Origin of the sequence: Acinetobacter faecalis (assembly GCF_034187745.1) — a bacterium.
In the GTDB taxonomy this organism is placed as follows: Bacteria; Pseudomonadota; Gammaproteobacteria; order Pseudomonadales; family Moraxellaceae; genus Acinetobacter; species Acinetobacter faecalis.
In genome coordinates this window covers 28,319-50,941 of sequence record NZ_JAXHPF010000012.1, presented here as the reverse complement: position 1 = coordinate 50,941, position 22,623 = coordinate 28,319, and the positions used below count along the sequence as shown (strand labels likewise).

Sequence of the window (22,623 nt, the reverse complement as noted above, 5' to 3'; positions counted from 1 at the left end):
GTACTTCACCACATCAAGTTTAATAGGAGTCACAACGTCAGCAGGATTGTAGGCCTTAATACTATTCCATTTACTACGCTTACTCGTCCCTAATGTATTCCAGCCAACATAATGATACTGTGATGTCCCCGTTTTAATCACACGATGCTCACCCTCTGCATCAATATTATTCACTTCATTTTGTTCAATATTGATGCCTTTAGCCGCTAAGATCTGACTCTTGTCATTGGTTAGGCTGTCGCCTTTAATCGTAAGCTCACCACCTGATATAATTTCAGCAGGTGCACTCGAATCCACGTAATGCTTAGTCTCATGTTGGTTATAAATATAACGAGTATAGTCTTCAAATTCTCGACCATCTAAATATACTCTTTGTTGAGCCCCCCAACCCGTCACGTGTGATGAATCTAAAATCTCTGAACTACCATCACCTTGATAGGCTGTAATATCTTTACGTGTTCCAGGAATCTCTTTAACACTTGAACTGAAATGCAAATTTCTATTGGTCAATGTATCGACACCCAAATACATGTCACCCACAGACTGTATTCGTGCACTAGCATTATCTAATGCAGTTGCCGAACCTTCCGCCTGATGTTGGTCATTTAGTTGTCCCCCAACTACAAGTGTTCCCTCACTGGCAATTAAGGCCTGCTCTCTATTTTCAATTTTTCCACCAGCCAAATCTAAGCGTTGTCGTGCTGCAATCGTCCCCGCTTTCATGCCTTCGTTTGTTTGTTGTTCTGCATTCAATAAATAAGCTGTTTGTAGCGCAATATGATCACCGTAGATTTGACCTGTTCCTATGTTTTGAATACTTTGACTTGCATCAATACGAGTTAAGCCTTGGCTATTGATCAAACCTGTGTTGTTAATTTTTTCAGCTTGAATGCGCTGATCACCTAAACTCAATAGCTCACCTGTATTATTCAAGTCTTTAACTTGAAGTTCGAGTTGAGCTGGAGTAGAACTTGTTTTTTGTTCAGCAACAATCTGAGCACTGTTTTGTAGTTGCCCATCAGCACTTATTTTAATACTGCCAGCAGATGCAAAGATTTGCCCTGCATTATTAATACCCACACCTTTGTCTGTACTAATCAGACTGATTTTGCCTGCGTACATTCCCCCTAAGCTGCCTGTATCTATGGCAAATTTGGGTGTTGTACTGCCACTTGTTGTACCAGCATGTTTAATATTATTTTCTGCATCAATGTCATTTTGACCTGTGACTATTTGCAAGTCTTTTGCCCATATCCCTGCATTAATTTGTGCAGCATGGCTAAGTAATCGTGTGTAGTCTGCTGTACTGGTATCTAAGCCTTGTCCTGTAATGTTGATTAAACCATCTCGAACTTGAAAGCCTGTAACTGCACCATTATTCAATAGTGGATTCGCTGTAGTTAAGGTCACACCACCTGCGTTAATAAATCCACCACCATCTACATTAATCCCAACTGGGTTGGCAATAATCACATCGGCTTTACGTCCACCCACTTCAATATAGCCATTGAGGTGACTGGCATTGCTTGAGTTAACCTGATTCACAATTACTTTGGCTTCACCGCCTGCAAGCCAAGGGTTGCCTTGAATATGTCCTGCAAGTTGGGTCTGTGTGTTTTGACGACTGTTATTAAGAATCACCCCATTTTTATTCACATCAAATTGTTGGTAGTGGTTCATTGAAACGCCTGCTTGGCTTGGCGTTTGAATATTTACTTGAGTTGTACCATTGGCACTATTGATGATTGTCGGTCTTTGATTTCCAGCTGCATTTGGATCTGCAACGACATTGGCTTGTGCTAAATCTGTAGTAATACCAATGCTTGCAACACCGGTCATAAGCATGATGGAGAATGAGAGAACTTTTAAGCCTAAACTTTTTTCAGCTGTAGATTCGGTGTCTATCTCTAACTGCGTGGTGCGTTGATTACTCGTTTGTCCTTCTGCAGATACATTCTCTGCAACAACAATCATTTCACCACGTGTTTTACTAAAAATCGTTTTATAAAAGTTCTTATTCATTGTTCAAATACCCATTCTTTAATCTTTTAAATTTCTAAATTTTTGAATTACTTTTTAAGTTATGTTTTTGATTTTCTTTCAATCAAAATGAGTAATTCACACTAAAACCATAGTTCATGTCGTAATTTTGGAAGTAATCTGGCTTCTTAATCGGCTTACCTGCAAACACGTCATAGTAAAATGTGCCACCCATCTTCACTTGACCTCGAAAGCCCATTGCACCACCCACTAAGGTTTTACCCAAAAGCTGATCGGCAGACTGTCCATCGACATGTCCTGCATCTAAGGCCATGTAAAATTGGTGTGCTGGCAAAATTGACATGGCTAAATCATTACGCCAGTAATAACCACGGTCAGCAGCTAAGGTCATGTTCCCATCAAAGCCACGTACCGTATAACGTCCACCAATTGACATACGATCTTGCATGGTTAATGGTGTGTCGTTGTACTGCGCTCTGATTGAACTTGAGTAGTTATAGTTTTGTTTTTCAAATTGAAATGGCACATTTAAACTGGCATCTAATGTCCAAATCTTCATGCGCGAAGTCCCTTCATCGAAGAGTTCTTCTGGAGCACGTAAAGCACTAAAAGCACCAGTGCCACGCTTATAACCCAAACTCAAATCGAGTACCGATGATTTGATATATTCACGATGATCTATATTGAATTGCCAACCTGAAACATCGCGTCTTTGAATCGTCATCTCTGCATCGTCAATAAAGCTTTTTGATTCTCGATGCCAACCTTTAAAGCTTGCTGAAGTTTTTCTTTTCGCATCTCGGTATAACAAGCGTGTTACACCTAAATCTTGTGTTTTACTTTCACCGTTGTAGTTATAGACGTTATTCGCACCTGCAACGGCTTGGTCGTAATTGTATTGGCTAGCATTGGCACTAATGAGCCAGTTTTTATAAGGAACTGAATAATGCAGTGCATAGTTATTGGTACCACTTTTTACCGTCGTACCATTTTTATCCGTGATTTCTTGTTGATCTGCTAAGTTACGCCCAACCGTAATATAGAAAAGGTCACTTCGAAATAATGGATTGTCTAAAGAAACAGTAATGTTACCTTGGTATTTGCCTGTTTGACGGCTACCTGCATCGTCCGCACTTAAAGTCACACGAATGGGTATTTTTCTTTGTTTCCACTTAACGATGACATCACTTTGATTCGGTGCATCCGCAGGGACAATTTGAATGTCAGCCTCTGCCGTTGGTACACGTTTTAAGTTTTCTAAGCCTTGTTCTAAGTCTCGTAGATTCAGTACATCGCCATTTTTAATTGGGAAGATGTTCTTCGCATATTGAATTCGCCCTGCTCGGGTATTCGCTTCATCGCTTAAATCAAGTTTGATTTCTCGAACTAAACCAGGAATAACCGTAAGTTCTAAAGTACCTGTACTTAAGTTTTGTGGGGCTGCCAATATACGTGTTGTGGTATAGCCACGACCAATAATAATGTTTTGTGTTTTGGTCATCAGCAAATTAATGGCTTGCTCACCCATACACATGCCTGACTTAAATTCGAGTTCTTTTAAAGCTTGCGTTAAGTATTTGCTAAACTTTTCACTCATTTCTCCATTAAGTTTTACTTCATTAATATCGAAACAGTTTTCTTCTTTTATTTCATGAAGTTTCAAGTTTTCTTTTTGACGTGCAGCATCTAAATTCACATCAGCTGAAGGTTGAATAATTTTTTCTAATTCTGCTTGGCGCTGTTGATTTTGTATAAGCCCATCTACAGCAGGATCAAATCTTTCTGCATGAATATTTGCAGAAATAGCACTGCTCCCCAAAGCCAAAAGAATACTTTTGCACAGTAATTTTTTAGTAAACATAATGTTAATTTATGGTTAGATTTTGTGCAAAAAAATATCAAATTTCACTTAATTATTCAACATTTATTAAATAATTTATTTAATAAAATTAATAATTAGTTGTTTTTTATCTTATCTTTTTTTGTAATTTACATACTTTATTACATATTTTTTATAGAACCTGCCCAAGCTAAAAATTTTAAATAGTAAATTAGATATAACATCGATCTAAGTCTGTAAATTTGCCTAAGACAACTAGAATGCGACTAAATATCATTGACTTGACTATTAAAATTTCTAATGCTGAGGTTATTTTCTAATAATTTTATGCATTCCATCTGAGCTTAAACCAACATACATCGATGACCCATTTCTTTCCCGCTAAAGATTATAAGTTCTAGTATTTTCATGGATTTAAATTTTTTCAAAACAAATTATTTGATCATACGTCATGAAAGGCGAAAGAAAAATTTGATCATCAAACAACATTAAACTTCTGTATTAGAATAAATGAATAAATCTATTTTTAAGTAGGCGCATAGTAGGCTACAGAAATATGATGGTAAATTACCAATGATTGCAAAATATTGTCAAATGTTGCAATTTCAATATCTTAAATGCGGCTTGTGTTGTGATTAAAAGTGAAATATTGCGATGTATTGTTATTCTTTTATGTGCTTTTAGAATTATGAGTCCGCTGCTCTAACCAACTGAGCTATAGGCCCTATATATTGAGTTTATTGATACAATAAGTTCAATCGCCAAGAATACTAACCAAGTAAAATACAAGTAATTTAGAAAACAAGTGAATATTAATAGAACAATAATAAAGCTATGAATTTAAATGATTTGTATTTTTTTTAAACACCTATTTTCGAAATATAATTATTAAAAAAATTGAATAAGTGAAAAATCCATTTACAGAGAAAAAATCACGAGTAACATCAATATGTTAAAAAACAAAGAAGCCTAATAGAATTAAATCTCTTTAGAATCTAAAAATTCTTCTTTCTTACGCTGTAGAGTAAATTCAACAACAGACCATAGCACCACTATAGAAAACATTACCATAATAAATAGTGAAAAATATGTCATCTGCGACTCCAAAGTCTAATTTAAGATAAATAACCAAGAGTTTTAATTTGCGACGAAAGTCTAATAACTATTTCTAATTTTGGATAGTATTAAACCAATATTTTTTAATATTTATTTCTTATCAAACAATATTTTAATTATCTTAATTATAATTTTCTTCATAAAAAATCACATTCCAACCTTTCCTTAACCCTTATTTTTAAATCAATCTAAGCACCTTTTATAAATTTAATGTTGACTGTTTTTAATAATAAGTAGAAATTAGGCATGTTAAATTTATGTGTTATTTCCCTATTATGCTTAAAAAATTTATTGGTGATGCTGCTTTCAAAGTATCAGGTTGGACATACAAAGTTGAAGAAAATGTACTTGAAGATAAACAAGTTATTGTCGGCTTTGAACATACGTCTATGATGGATGCTGTACTTTCTATTGCACTATTCCAAATTTACGATTTGAAAATTCACACTCTAATAAAAAAAGAATTATTCAAAGGGCCTTTTAAGCCACTTTTAGATGCTGTTGGTGGTATTCCTGTAGACCGTAAATCTAGTAAAGATATCGTGTCTCAAATGGTTGAGCTTTTTGAAAAAAATGATAAGTTCAACTTAGTCATTGCACCTGAAGCAACACGTGCGAAAAATGGTGAAGAACGTCGTCCTATTCGCACAGGTTTTTGGCATATTGCAAAAGCTGCAAATGTTCCAATTGTTTTAATGTATGCAGATTCTAAAAATAAACGTGGCGGTATTTTAGGAAAAATTTATCCCACAGAAATCAATCACGATTTGGCGCTACTAAAACAGCTTTATAAAGATAACGTCGGTTTAGATATCGTTATTCCAGAAGCTAAATAATAAATAAGGGATATAACGTTTATATCCCTTTTTAATTTTGTATTTTTAAATGCTTTAAATCTAAAAATAACCTTTGATATTTTCTATTTTGTTACAAAGGCACATATTTCAAAAAAAAGTTTAACCAAACTGAACAAATCTTGATTTTAAACTCTTTATCCGAAAAAACGGCTTATGGTAGAATTTGCACAATTCGATCGGCATACAGCCAATCTACAAGGAGCATTTCGCATGGCGGGTCATTCCAAGTGGGCCAATATTAAGCATCGTAAAGCAAAACAAGATGCTAGCCGAGGTAAACTTTTTACCAAATACATCCGTGAATTAACAACTGCTGCAAAACTCGGCGGCCCAGATGCAGGAAGTAACCCTCGTCTACGTGCTGTTGTGGAAAAAGCATTGTCTGTAAATATGACACGTGATGTCATTAACCGTGCTATTCAACGCGGTGCTGGTGGCGATGACAACGACGATTTAAAAGAAGTAACTTACGAAGGTTACGGTGTTGGTGGTGTCGCAGTTATTGTTGAAACAATGACAGACAACCTAAACCGTACTGTTCCAGATGTTCGTCACTGCTTCTCTAAAACTGATGGTAACTTAGGTACTAACGGTTCTGTTGCATTCTTATTCACAAAACGTGGCGAGATTACTTTTGAAGATGTTTCTTTGGAAGATCAAATCATGGAAGTTGCATTAGAAGCTGGCGCAGAAGACATTGAAGTTGATGAAGATCAAATCTTAGTCATTACAACACCTGAAGCGTTTGGTGATGTACAAGATGCTTTATCTGCTGCGGGTCTTAAATCAGACAATGCAGAAGTGGTAATGAGCCCTTCTACAAAAGCTGAAATCACAGATATCGAACAAGCGAAAAAAATCTTAAAAATGATTGATATGTTTGAAGATCTTGATGATGTTCAAAACGTTTATACAAACGTTGAATTCTCTGATGAAGTTCTTGCAGAATTAGATGCATAAACTCTTCCAGTAAAAAAACGCACCTTAAGGTGCGTTTTTTATGCTTTTTAAAATGTAATAATACTTTCAATATTTTATAGTGGCCATCCCATAGCAACATGAAAACTCAATGTGATAACCAAATAAATTGGCAAAGTAATCGCCCAAAGAATAAAAGCAGTGAATAGTCTAAATCCATATTTTTTGATTGTTATATGCTGTTTAAATAATACTAAACTTCCCCACAGCCATAATAAATACGTCAACGCATACCAAAGTAAATCTAAATATTTTGAATATATATACGGCACTTTAAAGTGGACATAAAAAGCATCTAGCCCTATCCACAAGAAGGCAATTAAAATACCTATACAGAAAAATCTAATAAAGAATTTCATCTATTAGATGTTACCTGAATTTAACAATGAAATTTAGCCAAAGCTAAACTCCACTGAGTAATCCACTACAATTAAATACGTTATATTCTTTAATCACAAAGCTCGAATGTAGCGCAACAACGTGTTCTATTTTTCCAATTCTACGCAGCAACACTTCACTATAATTTTCCATGTCTTTTGCAATCACTTCGACAATAAAATCTGCCGATTGCCCCGTCACTAAAAAGGCATTAATTACTTCAGGAATACTTTCAAGTTCTTCTAAGAATTTTGCAAAAGTATCTGTGTCATGTTTACTGAGCGAAACTTGTAGTAAAACATGTAAACTAAAACCTAATTTTTGGTAGTTAATATCACGTTTTAAACCTGAAATAACTTTAGTATCTATTAAATTTTTAATACGTCTATGTACCGAGCTGACAGATAGATTAATACGCTCAGACAGTTCATTTAGATTGACATCTTCATTGGTTAAAATTTCCAATATATGCTTATCGTAACGATCTAATTCCATCATATCCTCCTGTTATTTTTTATGTTTTGCACAATTCGATAAGATTGACATTAGGTATAACACAGTTAATTGAAAAACTTTTCATTTAAATTACTATTCAGCGTATTTTTTTTAACCATTAAACTATATTTATAAAAAAATCCGTACCTTTTTTCAAAAATACGGAATTATTCTAAGAATGAATTATGAAGCTTTGAAGACTTTAAAAATTTTAAACACCTCGCCAATCTACACGAGCGTTACGTTCAGTTTGATAAATTCGAAGCACATATTGCCCCAAGGGCATATCGGTTAAAGTTGCTTTAAATTCCCTAAACTCTTCAGATGATATTTCACCATATTCTTTTTCCCAAGGCGTCGCTTCAATTTCTAAAATTGGTGCAAGCATTGAACAAACTGCAATATCGGCTAAACCTAAACGATCTCCGACAAAATAGCGCCCTTGTTGATCAATTAGTTTTTGATTTAAGGTATTTACCAAATCATCCATTTTAAGTTTTGAAGCTTGTATTTCTGCTTCATCTAACTTTAAACCTTTGGAAACTAAGCTTTTCATAATGGGTTTTGAATATTTTTCAAATTGACGTAAATAGCCTTTTTCACCAATTAAAAGATCCAAAGATTCTTCATCTTTGGATAATGCATGCGCCATTGTCCAACGGCGAACATGACGACCCAACTCATTTGCTAAATCATTAATTTCTAAAGCTTCAGTTCGTTGTAATTTTTCTGCACGTAATAACGTTCTTTCTGGGTATATCTCATCTAAATACAAAGCAATTTCTGTACTGTCTGCAATCCATCGTTCCTGATCATGCAAAATAGGCAGTTTATATTGCCCTGTTTTTAATTTTGCAAATGCACGATGCACAATTGGGACTAAATTATGCGCCACATATTCCAGTTCTTTATGATCAAGCATCCAACGTGCTTTTTCACAAAAATGTGATAAAGGAAACTGGTACAAAGTTCGCATAAATTCTCCGTAATCATAAAATACAACTTGTTCTTATGTTCACTACTTTAGACATAGCCTTGATAAAATACAATGTCCAAATAATTTGTATTGGCGATTACCACTTCATCAAACCTCAATTTATATAAATTAAAAATATGAACTCATTTAAAGGTAAATCATTTTCTTGCTTTTAGATAAACGGAAAATATAAAAGTCTTTATTCATCACACTTTGCAAAAAAGCGACTAGCCATGACCTGACTTTGTCATGGCTTTCATGTAAAATCATTCACAATTTTTATATAACACTTTGTGAGTCATTTCATGGGTTTTAATTGCGGTATTGTCGGCTTGCCGAACGTTGGTAAATCTACTCTTTTCAATGCATTGACTAAAGCTGCTATTGCTGCAGAAAACTTCCCATTCTGTACTATTGAACCAAACACAGGTATCGTTCCTGTTCCAGATCCACGTTTAGACAAACTTTCTGCAATTGTAAATCCACAACGTGTACTTCCAACAACAATGGAATTTGTGGATATCGCAGGTTTAGTTGCTGGTGCATCTAAAGGCGAAGGCTTGGGTAACCAATTCCTTGCTAACATTCGTGAAACAGATGCAATTGCACACGTAGTTCGTTGTTTTGAAGACGAAAACGTAATTCACGTAAATGGTAAAATTGATCCATTAGATGATATTGCAACTATTAACACTGAACTTGCACTTGCAGACTTAGAAACAGTAACTAAAGCAGTCACTCGTTTAGCTAAATCTGCAAAAAGTGGCGACAAAGAAGCTGTTGCAACCAAAGCCGTTTTAGACAAAATTCTTCCATTATTAGATGAAGGCAAACCTGCTCGTGCAGCTGACCTTGATGATGACGAACGTAAACTTGTACGTGGTTTTGGTTTAATGACTTTGAAACCAACAATGTACATTGCTAACGTTGCTGAAGATGGTTTCGAAAACAACCCTCATTTAGAAGCTGTTAAAAAATTAGCTGCTGAAGAAAATGCGATTGTTGTTCCACTTTGCAACCAAATTGAAGCAGAAATTTCTCTACTTGAAGATGAAGATCGTGCTGAATTTTTAGAAGCAATGGGCATGGAAGAACCTGGTCTTAACGTAGTTATTCGTGCGGGTTATTCACTTTTAGGTCTGCAAACTTACTTCACAGCAGGCGTACAAGAAGTTCGCGCCTGGACTGTTAAAGTAGGTGCTACAGCACCTCAAGCAGCTGGTGTAATTCACACAGATTTCGAAAAAGGCTTTATTCGTGCTGAATGTATTGCTTACGATGATTTCGTTCAGTACAACGGTGAAGCTGGCGCGAAAGAAGCTGGTAAATGGCGTTTAGAAGGTAAAACTTACATCGTTCAAGATGGTGACGTTTTACACTTCCGTTTCAATGTATAAAGTATATTGAACAAAAAGCCCCGATTATTCGGGGCTTTTTGTTCTCTGAAACTTATTACCTATACCAAAACACCCAAATAAAAATAAATCCCAAATAATAATAATTATCATTAGTGTTTACACAGCAATAAGATTATCCTAAACTCATTCCAACTAAAATACCAAACTATAAATAGGATGAATCCATGGCTTATTCTCTACCCGCTTTGCCTTACGCATATAACGCACTTGAACCAAATTTAGATACTAAGACAATGGAAATTCATCACACAAAACATCATCAAACTTATATCAATAATATAAATGCAGCAATTGAAGGCACTGAGTGGGAAAAGCTTTCTGTTGAAGAGTTGGTTTCAAAAGTAAATGAAGTTCCTGCTGAGTTAAAAAATACTGTTATTAATAATGCGGGTGGTCATGCCAACCACTCTTTATTTTGGACAGTTATGAGCCCAGATGGTGGTGGTCATCCTTTTGGACAAGTGTCACTTGCAATTAAACAAGAACTTGGTGGCTTTGAAAATTTTAAAGATGCTTTTACAAAAGCTGCAATCAGCCGCTTTGGCAGTGGTTGGGCTTGGCTAAGCGTAACACCTGAAAAGAAACTAATTGTAGAAAGCAGTGCCAATCAAGACTCGCCTCTCATGTATGGCAATACTCCTATTTTAGGCTTAGACGTTTGGGAACATGCCTATTACTTGCAATATCAAAACCGCAGACCTGAATATATTGCAGCTTTTTATAACGTTGTGAATTGGCAAGAAGTGAACCTTCGCTATTTAGCAGCAATGCAATCAAATCAACAATGACAAATACGCTTATGCCGCCCTTAAAAGTCATTCGATTTTATATAGGAATATTCATTTTATTATTTGGATGTTTTCTACTTTTAAAATCTATTTAAGACATCTTGCAACATCTTTCATATTCAAAATAAAAGCTCCAATTTCGGAGCTTTTATTTCTATAAAATGTATTTATAAATACAGAATATTAATCTGCATTTACAACTTTGATAGATTTTTGATCCATCTCTGAACGCAACCTTTTAGCCTCTGCTAACATTCTTTCTTCAAGTGGTTTTCTTAAACCAATTAAGAAAACCAATTCAGCCAATACGAACAATGGCCCTACTGCTAAACCTACAATATCATCCATAAATGCGGGTTTTTTCTTTTCATAAAAATGACCAATGAACTGAAAAACCCACCCTATTACAAAAGTTGCAATGCTAAATGTAAGCCAATGCATCATAGACATTTCTGTAATAATTAATGCATATGGGTACGCAATTGCGAAAATTGCAGCCATCACCACACCAAATATCACATCCAAACTTAAGTAATAAATCACGCTAACAACTATCAATAGTAATGCCAATGTAACTGGAAAACCTGCCACAACAAATCCTGCTTTTGCAGTTAAACAAATAATTGCAAACACAATAAGTGGGATGCCAATAAAATGCGTCAATACGTTTTTACGATCTAAATGATAAGCTGCATATTGGCTTAATAATTTTTCTAATTTAGTCATAGCAATCTCCTTGCTTATATTCTTCTTACAATATATAAGATAATAAACAAGCAAGTTGTCGGTTACCCGACATTTAAAATTATAAGAAAAAGGACGTTTTATGTTAGATGCACTCTATGTAAAACAATTAGAAAACAACGTATGGTTTTCTGAACTTCCCTCTATTTTTCAAAACTTTATTTTAGATAAAGCTCAACTTTTACATATTAAAAAAGATCAAAACATTTTTCTTTCAGGCGATACATTTAATGGTATTTATGCTGTTTTAGAAGGAACAGTTAGCTTAGGCTATATTAATATTCAGGGAAAAGAAGCCGTTGCAGCCATAGTTGAACCTATTATGTGGTTTGGCGAAATTTCATTGGTCGATCAACAACCTCGTTCACATGATGCTATTGCAGTAAGAAGTGCAATTATTTTACATATTCATGCACAAGATTTAATTCAGCTTTTAGAACAACATTCACAGTTTTGGTTTTATATTGCAAAACTTACAACTCAGAAATTACGTTTCGCATTTTTAGAACTCATTTCTATTCAAACGCAAACGATTTATCAACGACTTGCGCAGCGCTTAATCACCATTCTTGGTGGATATGGAAATTTACTACATATTGAAAATAACATCATTCATTTATCTCAAGAACAACTTGCACAAATGCTTGTATGCTCCAGACAAACCATTAATCAAGAGTTACACAACTTAGAAAAAGAAGGCATTATTCAAGTTTCATTTAAGAAAATAGAAGTGATTGATTACCAAAAACTTCAAAATATTGCTTTCAACCTAAATGAATAGAAGCAGATTTAGAGCCAATAAAAAAGCAGAACCTTATGTTCTGCTTTTTATTAATTTACTCAGAAATTAAACACCAATTTTTTTCGGGTCTGTATTACCTAGTTCAGGATTATCAATTGCACCCTTACACTGCGCTTTATCACGTTCATAATCTGCTTTTTTCTGAGCAACATCATTTGATTGATCAATCGTTTCACGTGCCCAAATCTCTAAACTGGTTAATGCTTTACGACATAAAGCATATTTACCTTCAGTCACAGAATCTGTCATTTTTACATTAATGCGCCAATCTGTACTTAATTTACGTGCAGGTTTACGTACTTGTTCTTCTAATTGATCAACCTTATTTGCATAAATAAGTGGATCAACTTGATTTATAAATTCCCACGCAGCATGTGCATAAGTGGTTGCATCATTGGTTAACTTAGGTGCAGCCTTAATTTCAACTGTTTGATCTTTCGATTCATTATTGCCACACGCCTGTAATAAGAACCCACTGCTCAACAAAGAAACTATTAATAAAGAACGAACATTAAACTTCAACATTTTATGCATGCTACCTAAAACAATCAGGCACTATGCTAGTAAATTCGGCTAGAATACTCAATCTACATTTATTTATTTGTTTAATACTTTGTAAGGTGTACTGTGTCTTTGGGAAAAACAACAATTTTAAAACCCGCAGGATTTTGGCAAGGTGCTAAAGATAGCCAAGCCATTATTTTTACCTATCTTCCTGTTTCATTTGCATTTGGTGTTTCTGCTACGCAATTTGGTTTTACCGCGTGGGAAGCACTATTTCTGTCGTGCTCGATGTATGCAGGTGCAAGTCAGTTTTTAGTTGTCGCACTTTTAGGAAGCGGAACATCTATTTGGATGACTGCCCTGACCGTTATTGCCTTAGATATTCGCCATCTTTTATATGGCCCAGCCTTACAAAACTTAATTCAAGATAAACTCAATTTAAAGAAAACTGCCATTTGGTCTTGGGGTTTAACAGATGAAGTTTTTGCTTCAGGTATGATTAAACTGTCACAGCGTCGTCAAGAATGGTCTGAATCTTGGATGTTGGGTTTAAGTTTATTTAGTTGGATGTCTTGGGCTTTAGGTTCTTTTTTAGGTGGTTTATTTGCAGATCAAGTCAGTAACTTACCGCAATTTTTACAAGCCGCTTTAGATTTCTTACTACCTGCACTATTCCTTAGTTTCTTATTGGCAGCTTTTGAACGTAAACATACATTTGTGGTTGCTATCACCATTATTGTTTCTGCAATTTCGTGTTATTTCATCGACCTTTCAGCAGCAATTTTTATTGGTATTACATCTGGTATTTTAGCTGGTTTATTTAAGCATTATATTTTAAAGCAACCCGATGCAGCACTTGTAGGAGATCATCATGAGTCTTGAGATTATTCTTGTTGGTATTCTTGTTGGTATTGCGAACTTTATTTCTCGTTTTGGACCATTTTACGTTATTCAAAAACGCCAAGAAGGCTCACAAAAACGTGGTTCACTTTGGATTAAAATTGCCTTAGGTAGTATTGGTATTGCTGCTATTAGCTCAATGCTTGTGGTTGCAACATTGCCACCACTATTAGAAACCCCAAACAAAAGCTTTGCAATGCTTGTGGGCTTTACCGTACTTACAGGCTTATATTTCAAATTTAAGCAAATTGTACCCGCAACGCTAACGGCTGCCTTAGCATATGGCTTGGTTTATACTTATTATCCAATGCCTTTTTAAATGCTTCTGAATTAAAAAAAATCATATATTTTAAAGATGATATTGTTTAATAAACTTATAAAAAAAATTGTTAGACAATATCATTATTTTATGTGAATCCGCGCTTAATACTTGTTCTAGTTCTGCTATGCTAAAAGTCCATAAAATCAAGCATGGATGATTTACATGAGCGTGACTATTGGTACCCCACTTCAATCTTCTGCTGTTAAAGTTTTACTTTTAGGTTCGGGTGAACTGGGTAAAGAAGTGGTGATTTCACTACAACGATTAGGCGTAGAAGTACATGCAGCAGACCGCTATGACAATGCACCTGCAATGCAAGTCGCACATCATGCTTATACAATTAATATGGCAGATGCCGAAGAATTAAAAAAACTCATCAATCAAGTAAAACCCCATTTAATTATTCCTGAAATTGAAGCAATTGCGACGGAAGTTCTTATTGAAGTAGAAGAACAAAATATTGCAACAGTCATTCCTTCAGCAAAAGCTGTAAACCTCACAATGAACCGTGAAGGAATTCGTCGCCTTGCGGCAGAAGAACTTGGCTTACCTACCTCAGCTTACCGTTTTGCCAATACATTAGAATCTTTCCGTGCTGCATGTGATGACATTGGTTATCCAAATTTTGTTAAGCCTGTAATGTCATCTTCGGGTAAAGGACAATCTCGCGTAAAAAGCTTTAGTGAAGTCGATGCTGCTTGGGAATATGCGCAAACAGGCGGTCGAGTGAATCAAGGTACGGTTATTGTTGAATCACAAATTGATTTCGATTTTGAAATTACTTTATTAACAGTACGCTCTAAAAACCCAGAAACAGGTGCAATTGAGACTTCTTTCTGCGACCCAATTGGACATCTTCAAGATTCAGGCGATTATGTAGAAAGCTGGCAGCCTCAAGCCATGACGCCTGCCGCTTTAGAAGAAGCAAAACGCATTGCACATAAAGTGACTGCAGCCCTTGGTGGATGCGGGATTTTTGGCGTTGAGCTGTTTGTAAAAGCAGAAAAAGTATGGTTTAGTGAAGTATCTCCTCGCCCGCATGATACAGGCTTAGTTACGCTTGCTTCACAATTCCAAAGCGAATTTGAATTACATGCTCGTGCCATTTTAGGTTTACCTGTAAATACTGCTCGACATAGTGCCGCAGCAAGTTCTGTAATTTATGCAGGTGTTGATGACCACAATTTGTCTTTTTCTGGCTTAAATCTTGCTTTATCAAATCCTAATACAGACTTAAGATTATTTGGCAAACCAGAAGGCTTTAAACGTCGTCGTATGGGTGTTGCAACAGCTCGTGCAGAATCTACAGATCAAGCACGTGAACTTGCAAAAACCACAGCAAGTTTAGTCACTGTAAACAAAAATTAAGTTAGAGATACAACAAAGGATACTGTTCATGATCAATACTTTACCTTTAGAAAATTACGTTAAAAGCAACCACGATATTAAAGCGATTAATCAATGGCGTTCAGACGTGGAAAATCAGCTTCAAGCGTATTTTGATCAAGGACAGTCTATCCGCGAGGTTATTCTTGCGCGTTCTAACTTAATTGATGAAGCACTGAAATTTTTATGGCAACATGCCGAACTTCAAACCACTAACTTAGGCTTATTTGCTGTAGGTGGTTATGGACGTCGTGAAATGTTGCCGTATTCAGATGTCGACATCATGATTCTATCTGAACAAGAAATTTCAACAGAACAAGAACAACTTATTTCGACGTTTATTTCATCTTTATGGGATGTCGGAAATTTTAAACCAGCTATTAGCGTTCGTACCATTCAAGATTGCGTAACTCAAGCAACAAATGACTTAACCGTTGCAACTGCGCTTATTGAAGCACGCCTCATTACAGGAAATGCACAATTAGCAAAATGGCCACGACGCATTGTTTCGCAGTCTTGGACAGATAAAACCTTTTTTGATGCCAAAATGGAAGAGCAAGCAAAACGCTATGCTCAACATAACCATACAGAAAGCAATTTAGAACCCGATATTAAAAATGCCCCTGGCGGTATTCGTGATATTAACCAAATTGGTTGGATTGCAAAACGCCATTTCCGTGTAAATCGTATTTACGACTTGGTGCATTTAGGTTTTATTTCAGAATTTGAACTCAGTGTTTTAGAAGAAGCTGAATGTTTCCTTTGGGAAATCCGTCATTATTTACACCTAATGACCAAACGAGATGAAAACCGTTTATTGTTTGATTATCAACGTGATATTGCAGCAATATTTGGCTATGAGCGTGCAGAAGATCAATCGGCAAATTATCCTATTGAACAATTCATGAAACGCTACTACAGAACAGCGCAGCAAGTTACAACGCTCAATGAAATACTTTTAGCTTATTTTAACGAATCTGTTATTACTCCTCGCTTGCCAGATTACGAACGCAAAATTGAAGAAATTAACGAAAACTTCAAAATTGTAGATGGCAAATTAGCAGTTCAGCATCATAAAGTTTTCTCTGAAAACCCAAGTGCAATTTTAGAAATTTTCTATTTATTGGCAAATCGACCAAATATTGAAGGAATTCGAGCACGAACGTTAAGATTACTTACGCTTTCATCTAAATATATCGATCAAAATTTCCGAGATAATCCTGCACACCAAGCATTGTTTATGTCAATTATCCGATCTCCAGATCGTTTATACGAAACAATGAATGCAATGAAACGTTACGGCGTTTTAGGTAATTATATTCCTGCATTTGGGCAAATTATGGGACTTATGCAATATGACCTGTTCCATATTTATACGGTAGATGCGCACACATTATTATTATTACGTAACTTAAATCGTTTTAAAGATCCTGAATTTACAAAAGACTTTCCTGTTGTAAGCTCTGTTTTCCAACGCCTTGCAAGACGTGACATTGTTTATCTTGCCGCCATTTTCCACGACATTGCAAAAGGTCGAGGTGGTGACCATAGTGAACTTGGTGCATCCGATGCCATTTCATTCTGCCGAGCACATGGCTTAACAGAACGTGAATGTAATTTAGTGGCTTGGTTGGTGAAAAACCATTTAGGCATGTCTGTTACAGCACAAAAGCGTGATATTTCCGACCCTGACATCGTAAAACTTTTCGCTGAAAAAATGGGAGATATGGAGCACTTAGATTATTTATATGTGCTCACTGTTGCCGATATTAACGCAACAAATCCTACGCTTTGGAACACATGGCGTGCCTCGCTCATGCGTCAACTTTATACTCACGCACGTGATGTTATTCGCTCAGGTTTAGGTCGCCCTGTCGATTATCAAATGCTTATTGAAGACACCAAATTTGAAGCAAGTGAATTATTAGTCAATGACTTTTCATTGTTTGATGTTGAAAAAGTTTGGCAAGAATTGGGCGATGAATATTTCCTAAAAGAATCTGCCGATGAAATTGCATGGCATACACGTGCAATTTTACAACATGGCGATAACGCATCACCACTTGTATTAATGCGTGCGCACCGTAAATATGCACAAGATGCTGTGCAAATCTTTATTTACACGCAAGATCAACCCAATCTTTTTGCAACAACGGTGGCAATTTTAGACCGCATGAATTTGGATGTTCAAGATGCCCGTATTATTACAGCAAGTACAGCATTCAGCTTAGATACTTATGTAGTGCTTGACCGCTTTGGCACATTACTTACAGACCCTGAGCGTGAAGAAACAGTGGTAGAGGCATTGGTTAAAGCACTTAGCCAGTCAGATAAATACCCTGGTTTAATGCAACGTCGAATTCCACGCCAATTACGTCACTTTGACATTGAAAATAAAGTCGAAATTACTTTCAATGAAGCGCTTAACCAGAACATGGTTGAAATTGCGACACTCGATCATCCAGGTTTACTCGCTAAAGTTGGTGGTCTATTTATGATGCAAGGCTTAGATATTCATTCTGCAAAAATTGCGACCCTTGGTGAACGTGCGGAAGATATTTTCTATGTGACCAAAAAAGATAGCATCCCAATGACAGATGAAGAATCTCAAACTTTTGCTGCACAACTTAAAGCAGCACTAGACGAAGCTTCTCATCAAGTTTGTATACAACATTAATTTAATCGGTATTCGCTCCATGAACTCTAGTTTGTCTTTATTACACCCTTATCCATTTGAAAAATTAAATAAACTTTTTCAGGATGTAAAAACTGCCGATTTACCGTTAATTCCTCTGTCTATTGGTGAACCAAAACACCCTGCACCAGAATTTGTAAAACAAGCAATCATTGATAATTTCCACCACCTTTCTACCTATCCAAATAGCAAAGGCTTACCTGAATTACGTGAAAGTATTGCACAATGGTTAACACGTCGTTTTAAACTCAATAGCATTAGCGCAGAAACTCACGTACTCCCTGTTTCTGGAACTCGTGAAGCTATTTTTTCTTTTGTTCAAGCTTTAGTAAAACGTGAAGATGCACCTTATGTGGTTATGCCTAATCCGTTTTATCAAATTTATGAAGGTGCAACATTACTTGCAGGCGCAAAGCCTTACTTCATCAATTGCACAGAAGAAAATAATTATTTAGGCGATTTTGATGCCGTTCCTGTCGAAGTTTGGGAAAAAACAGCGCTTCTTTTTGTATGCACACCGGGAAATCCGACAGGTACTGTTCTTTCAAAAGAACAGTTGAAAAAGCTAATTGCACTTTCAGATAAATATAACTTTGTCATTGCATCTGACGAATGTTATTCAGAACTTTGGTTTGACGAAGCACCTGTTGGATTACTTGAAGTTTGTGCTGAAATAGGACGTGATGACTACAAAAATTGCGTGGTTTTCCATTCACTTTCTAAGCGCTCAAACTTACCGGGTATGCGTTCAGGTTTTGTTGCAGGTGATACAAACCTACTTAAACCATATTTGCAATATCGTACTTATCACGGTGCTGCAATGCCTGTACAACATCAACTTGCTTCTATTGCTGCTTGGGATGATGAAGCACACGTAGAAGAAAACCGTAAACTTTACCGTGCGAAATTTGAATTATTCCAAAATGAGTTAGGCCATTTACTTCCATTACTAAAACCAGATGCAGGTTTCTACTATTGGTTAAAAGTAGATAATGATGAAACTTTTGCTAAATTATTAATGGAAAAAGCGCATATTAAAGTTTTACCTGGTCGTTATTTATCTCGTGATACAGAGCAAGGAAATCCAGGTGAAAATCATGTACGTCTTGCATTGGTTGCAGATATTGCTCAATGCGAAGAAGTCGTAAAACGTCTTAAAGCGATTCTTTAAGCCGAAATAATACGCATTAAAAAACCACTGTTCTTACAGTGGTTTTTTAATTTCAAAATCATGTATCAACTGATAAGTAACGGTTTTATCAACATGTGGAATTTTACTTAAACGAGCCAGTTTTACAGCATCGAGTACTTTTTTATCTATAACTTGAGAGCCTGAACTTTTTAGCACAACAGCATCTGCAATATAGCCAGTACTTGCAATCACCGTCATTTTTACTTTTATTGACGATTTATACGCTTTAAATTCTTGTGCTGTAATCTTAAATTGAGGATGGGATGCCCAATCTACCTCATACTCGTTTTTATATAATTTAGGATCAATTTTATAATCATCTTTGGGAACTTCATATTGAGCTTGTGGCGTTTCTAATGCTTTTAAAAGTTGCTCGTACTTGTCTTCAGCATAAACAGATGAAAAAGAAATGAATCCTCCCAAACTTATAATTAGAAATACACGAGAAATATTTTGCATTATTCAACCACCAATAATTTAAGGCAATCTTTCGATTGCCTTATTGAATCATCTATTTCAACGCTTTTTCAATTTCCTCTTCCAACGCTTCAGGTTTTGTCGTTGGAGCAAATCGATCTAGCACAGTGCCATCTTTTCCAATGAGAAATTTGGTGAAATTCCACTTAATTCCATTACCTAAAACACCTTTGCTATTATTGGTTAAATAGCGAAATAGCACATGTGCTTCTGCACCTTTTACATCTACTTTGGCAAACATCGGAAATGTTACGCCATAGTTTTTTTGGCAAAAACTTTCAATTTCTTCATTAGAACCAGGGTCTTGCCCACCAAATTGATTACAAGGAAATCCTAAAATTAGAAATCCATGATCTTTATATTTTTGGTAAAGCTTTTCTAGCCCCGAAAATTGTGGCGTAAAACCACATTTACTTGCTGTGTTAACAATCAATAAAACCTTGCCTTCATAGTCAGCAAAAGATTTATTTTGACCATTTAACAACTCAGCATCGAATTGATAAACATTTGTCATGGATAAGTATCCTCATCATTTTTTTCTTGTGTTTTTAATTCTAATGATGCCGAATTTACGCAATAGCGTAGTCCTGTCGGCTCTGGTCCATCTGGAAAAACATGCCCTAAATGCGCATCACAATGATGACAAAGAATTTCTGTTCTTAGCATGCCATGTGACGTATCTTCTTGTTCTTCAATTACAGAAGTCGTAATTGGCTTATAAAAGCTAGGCCAACCACAACCACTATCAAATTTAGTTTCTGAAGCAAATAATGCTTCACCACAACAACGGCAATAATAAGTCCCTTCTTGCTTAGTATTCCAATATTTACCCGTAAAAGGTGCTTCCGTGCCTTTTTGACGTGTTATACGAAATTCCTCAGGTGATAACTCTCTTTGCCATTCTCTGTCTGTTTTATTGAGTTTTCCCATGATTACGTACCTTTCCAACAAACTATTTTAAATAGGATAAACCTATATTTACGTGATTCATCTTTAAATTTCTAGTCTTTATTCAACATTTTACAAAAGATATAAAATCCTAAAAAGCAAAAAGTAAGCAAATAACCCAAATAAAGTAAGCAAATTTAGTAACAATCACTTTTTTGTAAGCAAAATTAGTGTTAATCTTGATCACATTCTTGTATAGGATACAAAAATGTCTCAAAAGAAAAGCGTTCTGTTTAAAAATCTATTGCCTGTGATCAAACAATATCAACAAGCAGGATTTACGCATGAAAAAATAGTGACCCTACTGAAAGATGAACACCATCTTGATTTAGTGAGCACAGAGACATTTAAAAGCTATTTATACCGTTATGCAAAAGTGACTACCACTCATTCCGAGAACATCAAAATGTCTAACACATTACAAACCCGTCGCGAAATTAAAAAATCATCTAAACTCGAGCACGTATGCTACGACATTCGCGGACCTGTGTTACGAGCGGCCAATGAGATGGAAGAAGCAGGTCACAAAATTATTAAATTAAATATTGGCAACCCTGCTCCTTTTGGTTTTGAAGCACCGCAAGAAATTATTAACGATGTTGCATTAAACCTACCAAATGCAGTTGGCTATACCGATTCAAAAGGTATTTTCCCTGCGCGCAAAGCCATTTGTCAGTACTACCAACAAAAAGGCATTTTAAATATGCATGTCAACGACGTTTATATTGGCAATGGTGTCTCTGAATTAATTGTAATGGCAATGCAAGGTTTATTGGACGATGGCGATGAAATGCTTGTTCCTATGCCTGACTATCCACTTTGGACAGCCGCAGTCAACTTATCTGGTGGTACAGCAATTCATTATAAATGTGATGAAGAAAATCACTGGTATCCTGATATTGTAGATATGGAAAGTAAAATCACACCAAGCACACGCGGTATTGTGATTATTAACCCAAACAACCCAACAGGTTCTGTATATCCACGCCACGTTTTAGAGCAAATTGTTGCACTTGCTAAAAAACACGACCTTATTTTGTTCGCAGATGAAATTTACGACAAAATTATTTACGATGGAATTGAACACGTTTCAGTTGCAGCACTTGCAGGCGATCAACTTTGTGTCTCTTTTAATGGTCTATCAAAAGCATATCGTATTGCAGGCTACCGCTCTGGTTGGATGGCAATTACAGGCGATAGATCACGTGCTTTAGACTACATTGAAGGTCTAGATATGTTGGCATCTATGCGCTTATGTGCAAACCATCAAGCGCAATACGCAATTCAAACAGCGTTGGGTGGCTACCAATCCATTAATGACTTAATTCGTCCTGGCGGTCGTTTATACGAACAACGCAATATTGCATGGGAAATGCTAAACGAAATTCCAGGCGTGTCTTGTGTGAAGCCTGAAGGCGCAATGTATTGCTTCCCTAAACTTGATCCAAATGTTTACCCTATTCAAGATGACGAACAACTTATGCTTGATTTATTGAAAGCTGAAAAAGTTCTGCTTGTTCAAGGTACAGGTTTCAACTGGCCAACTCCAGATCATTTCCGTGTTGTGTTCTTACCTGCCGAAAATGAATTACGTGAAGCAATTACGCGCTTAGGTCGTTTCTTATCAAAAATGCGTTAATCATCATTTAAAAAAGATTAAGCCAAGTGTTCGCACTTGGCTTTTTTATTGCATTGCCTTTGATATCAATATTCATCATTTCAAATGATGATTATTAATTTGATATTTAGATTTGACTATATCCTGAATAGATTTCTTTCGTTAAGTTAATTGCTCAGGATGTTTTA

The 22,623-nt window shown here is 35.8% G+C and carries 20 protein-coding genes; 11 read left to right on the top strand and 9 right to left on the bottom strand.

Annotated elements, in window-relative coordinates:
• Nucleotides 1-2,022 (bottom strand): two-partner secretion domain-containing protein (locus tag SKM54_RS11780; RefSeq protein ID WP_321095417.1); only part of this gene is annotated, 2,022 nt, incomplete at its 3' end.
• Nucleotides 2,023-2,104: 82 nt separating this feature from the next.
• Nucleotides 2,105-3,826: a ShlB/FhaC/HecB family hemolysin secretion/activation protein gene (locus tag SKM54_RS11775; RefSeq protein ID WP_321095416.1), complete on the bottom strand. Its 1,722-nt coding sequence runs from the start codon at nt 3,824-3,826 to the stop codon at nt 2,105-2,107.
• A gap of 1,406 nt (nt 3,827-5,232) precedes the next feature.
• Here SKM54_RS11775 and SKM54_RS11770 point away from each other — a divergent pair.
• Nucleotides 5,233-5,793, top strand: coding sequence for a 1-acyl-sn-glycerol-3-phosphate acyltransferase (locus tag SKM54_RS11770; protein ID WP_154773364.1), 561 nt, complete (start codon nt 5,233-5,235; stop codon nt 5,791-5,793).
• Nucleotides 5,794-6,024: 231 nt separating this feature from the next.
• Nucleotides 6,025-6,774, top strand: a complete 750-nt coding sequence (locus tag SKM54_RS11765) for a YebC/PmpR family DNA-binding transcriptional regulator (protein WP_154773362.1) — start codon at nt 6,025-6,027, stop codon at nt 6,772-6,774.
• Between the two features lie 420 nt (nt 6,775-7,194).
• On the opposite strand, the gene SKM54_RS11760 is transcribed toward SKM54_RS11765, so the two are convergent.
• Both SKM54_RS11760 and SKM54_RS11755 read right to left on the bottom strand, forming a co-directional pair.
• Complete coding sequence (locus tag SKM54_RS11760; RefSeq protein ID WP_152873408.1) at nt 7,195-7,665, bottom strand: Lrp/AsnC family transcriptional regulator; 471 nt, start codon at nt 7,663-7,665, stop codon at nt 7,195-7,197.
• 211 nt (nt 7,666-7,876) lie between these two features.
• Entirely contained in the window at nt 7,877-8,641 is a 765-nt protein-coding gene (locus tag SKM54_RS11755; protein WP_321095415.1) for a glutathione S-transferase family protein, read from the bottom strand.
• Nucleotides 8,642-8,946: 305 nt separating this feature from the next.
• Here SKM54_RS11755 and ychF point away from each other — a divergent pair, with 305 nt between their 5' ends.
• Nucleotides 8,947-10,038, top strand: a complete 1,092-nt coding sequence (ychF, locus tag SKM54_RS11750) for a redox-regulated ATPase YchF (protein ID WP_154773359.1) — start codon at nt 8,947-8,949, stop codon at nt 10,036-10,038.
• A gap of 185 nt (nt 10,039-10,223) precedes the next feature.
• Nucleotides 10,224-10,847, top strand: a complete 624-nt coding sequence (locus SKM54_RS11745) for a superoxide dismutase (protein ID WP_321095414.1) — start codon at nt 10,224-10,226, stop codon at nt 10,845-10,847.
• A gap of 183 nt (nt 10,848-11,030) precedes the next feature.
• Here SKM54_RS11745 and SKM54_RS11740 read toward each other — a convergent pair whose 3' ends face one another.
• On the bottom strand, nt 11,031-11,573 hold the full coding sequence (locus tag SKM54_RS11740; RefSeq protein WP_321095413.1) for an Mpo1 family 2-hydroxy fatty acid dioxygenase: 543 nt from the start codon (nt 11,571-11,573) through the stop codon (nt 11,031-11,033).
• A 100-nt stretch (nt 11,574-11,673) separates the two neighbouring features.
• On the opposite strand from SKM54_RS11740, the gene SKM54_RS11735 reads away from it, so the two are divergent.
• Nucleotides 11,674-12,372: a Crp/Fnr family transcriptional regulator gene (locus tag SKM54_RS11735; protein WP_321088127.1), complete on the top strand. Its 699-nt coding sequence runs from the start codon at nt 11,674-11,676 to the stop codon at nt 12,370-12,372.
• 66 nt (nt 12,373-12,438) lie between these two features.
• Here SKM54_RS11735 and SKM54_RS11730 read toward each other — a convergent pair whose 3' ends face one another.
• Nucleotides 12,439-12,918, bottom strand: coding sequence for a hypothetical protein (locus tag SKM54_RS11730; RefSeq protein ID WP_321088126.1), 480 nt, complete (start codon nt 12,916-12,918; stop codon nt 12,439-12,441).
• Between the two features lie 123 nt (nt 12,919-13,041).
• On the opposite strand from SKM54_RS11730, the gene SKM54_RS11725 reads away from it, so the two are divergent.
• The 5 genes from SKM54_RS11725 to dapC all read left to right on the top strand — a co-directional run bounded on the left by SKM54_RS11725 (nt 13,042) and on the right by dapC (nt 19,371).
• Nucleotides 13,042-13,779: an AzlC family ABC transporter permease gene (locus tag SKM54_RS11725; RefSeq protein ID WP_171501332.1), complete on the top strand. Its 738-nt coding sequence runs from the start codon at nt 13,042-13,044 to the stop codon at nt 13,777-13,779.
• Entirely contained in the window at nt 13,769-14,116 is a 348-nt protein-coding gene (gene ygaH, locus SKM54_RS11720) for an L-valine transporter subunit YgaH (protein WP_154773354.1), read from the top strand. Before SKM54_RS11725 ends, ygaH begins: the two co-directional genes overlap by 11 nt.
• A 156-nt stretch (nt 14,117-14,272) precedes the next feature.
• Nucleotides 14,273-15,487 (top strand): formate-dependent phosphoribosylglycinamide formyltransferase, encoded by a 1,215-nt coding sequence (gene purT, locus SKM54_RS11715; protein WP_321095412.1) that lies wholly within the window; start codon nt 14,273-14,275, stop codon nt 15,485-15,487.
• Nucleotides 15,488-15,515: 28 nt separating this feature from the next.
• The gene (glnD, locus tag SKM54_RS11710) at nt 15,516-18,182 is read left to right on the top strand and encodes a [protein-PII] uridylyltransferase (protein WP_154773352.1); all 2,667 of its coding nucleotides are present in this window, start codon (nt 15,516-15,518) and stop codon (nt 18,180-18,182) included.
• Between the two features lie 19 nt (nt 18,183-18,201).
• Nucleotides 18,202-19,371, top strand: a complete 1,170-nt coding sequence (gene dapC / locus SKM54_RS11705; protein WP_321095411.1) for a succinyldiaminopimelate transaminase — start codon at nt 18,202-18,204, stop codon at nt 19,369-19,371.
• Between the two features lie 33 nt (nt 19,372-19,404).
• Here the strand turns inward: dapC and SKM54_RS11700 are convergent, their stop codons facing one another.
• From SKM54_RS11700 to msrB, 3 genes are read right to left on the bottom strand one after another with little or no spacing between them, the layout of a single operon-like run.
• Nucleotides 19,405-19,851 carry an energy transducer TonB gene (locus SKM54_RS11700; protein ID WP_321090232.1) on the bottom strand — a complete coding sequence of 149 codons (447 nt, stop codon included), beginning with the start codon at nt 19,849-19,851 and terminating at the stop codon, nt 19,405-19,407.
• A 52-nt stretch (nt 19,852-19,903) separates the two neighbouring features.
• Nucleotides 19,904-20,383 (bottom strand): glutathione peroxidase, encoded by a 480-nt coding sequence (locus SKM54_RS11695; RefSeq protein ID WP_321095410.1) that lies wholly within the window; start codon nt 20,381-20,383, stop codon nt 19,904-19,906.
• Nucleotides 20,380-20,799 carry a peptide-methionine (R)-S-oxide reductase MsrB gene (msrB, locus tag SKM54_RS11690; protein ID WP_248102729.1) on the bottom strand — a complete coding sequence of 140 codons (420 nt, stop codon included), beginning with the start codon at nt 20,797-20,799 and terminating at the stop codon, nt 20,380-20,382. The genes SKM54_RS11695 and msrB overlap by 4 nt, the downstream gene beginning before the upstream one ends.
• A 226-nt stretch (nt 20,800-21,025) precedes the next feature.
• Between msrB and SKM54_RS11685 the strand changes: the two genes are divergently transcribed.
• A complete protein-coding gene (locus SKM54_RS11685; protein WP_154773347.1) occupies nt 21,026-22,456 on the top strand; it encodes a pyridoxal phosphate-dependent aminotransferase in 1,431 nt (476 codons plus the stop codon).
• Nucleotides 22,457-22,623 lie beyond the last annotated feature (167 nt).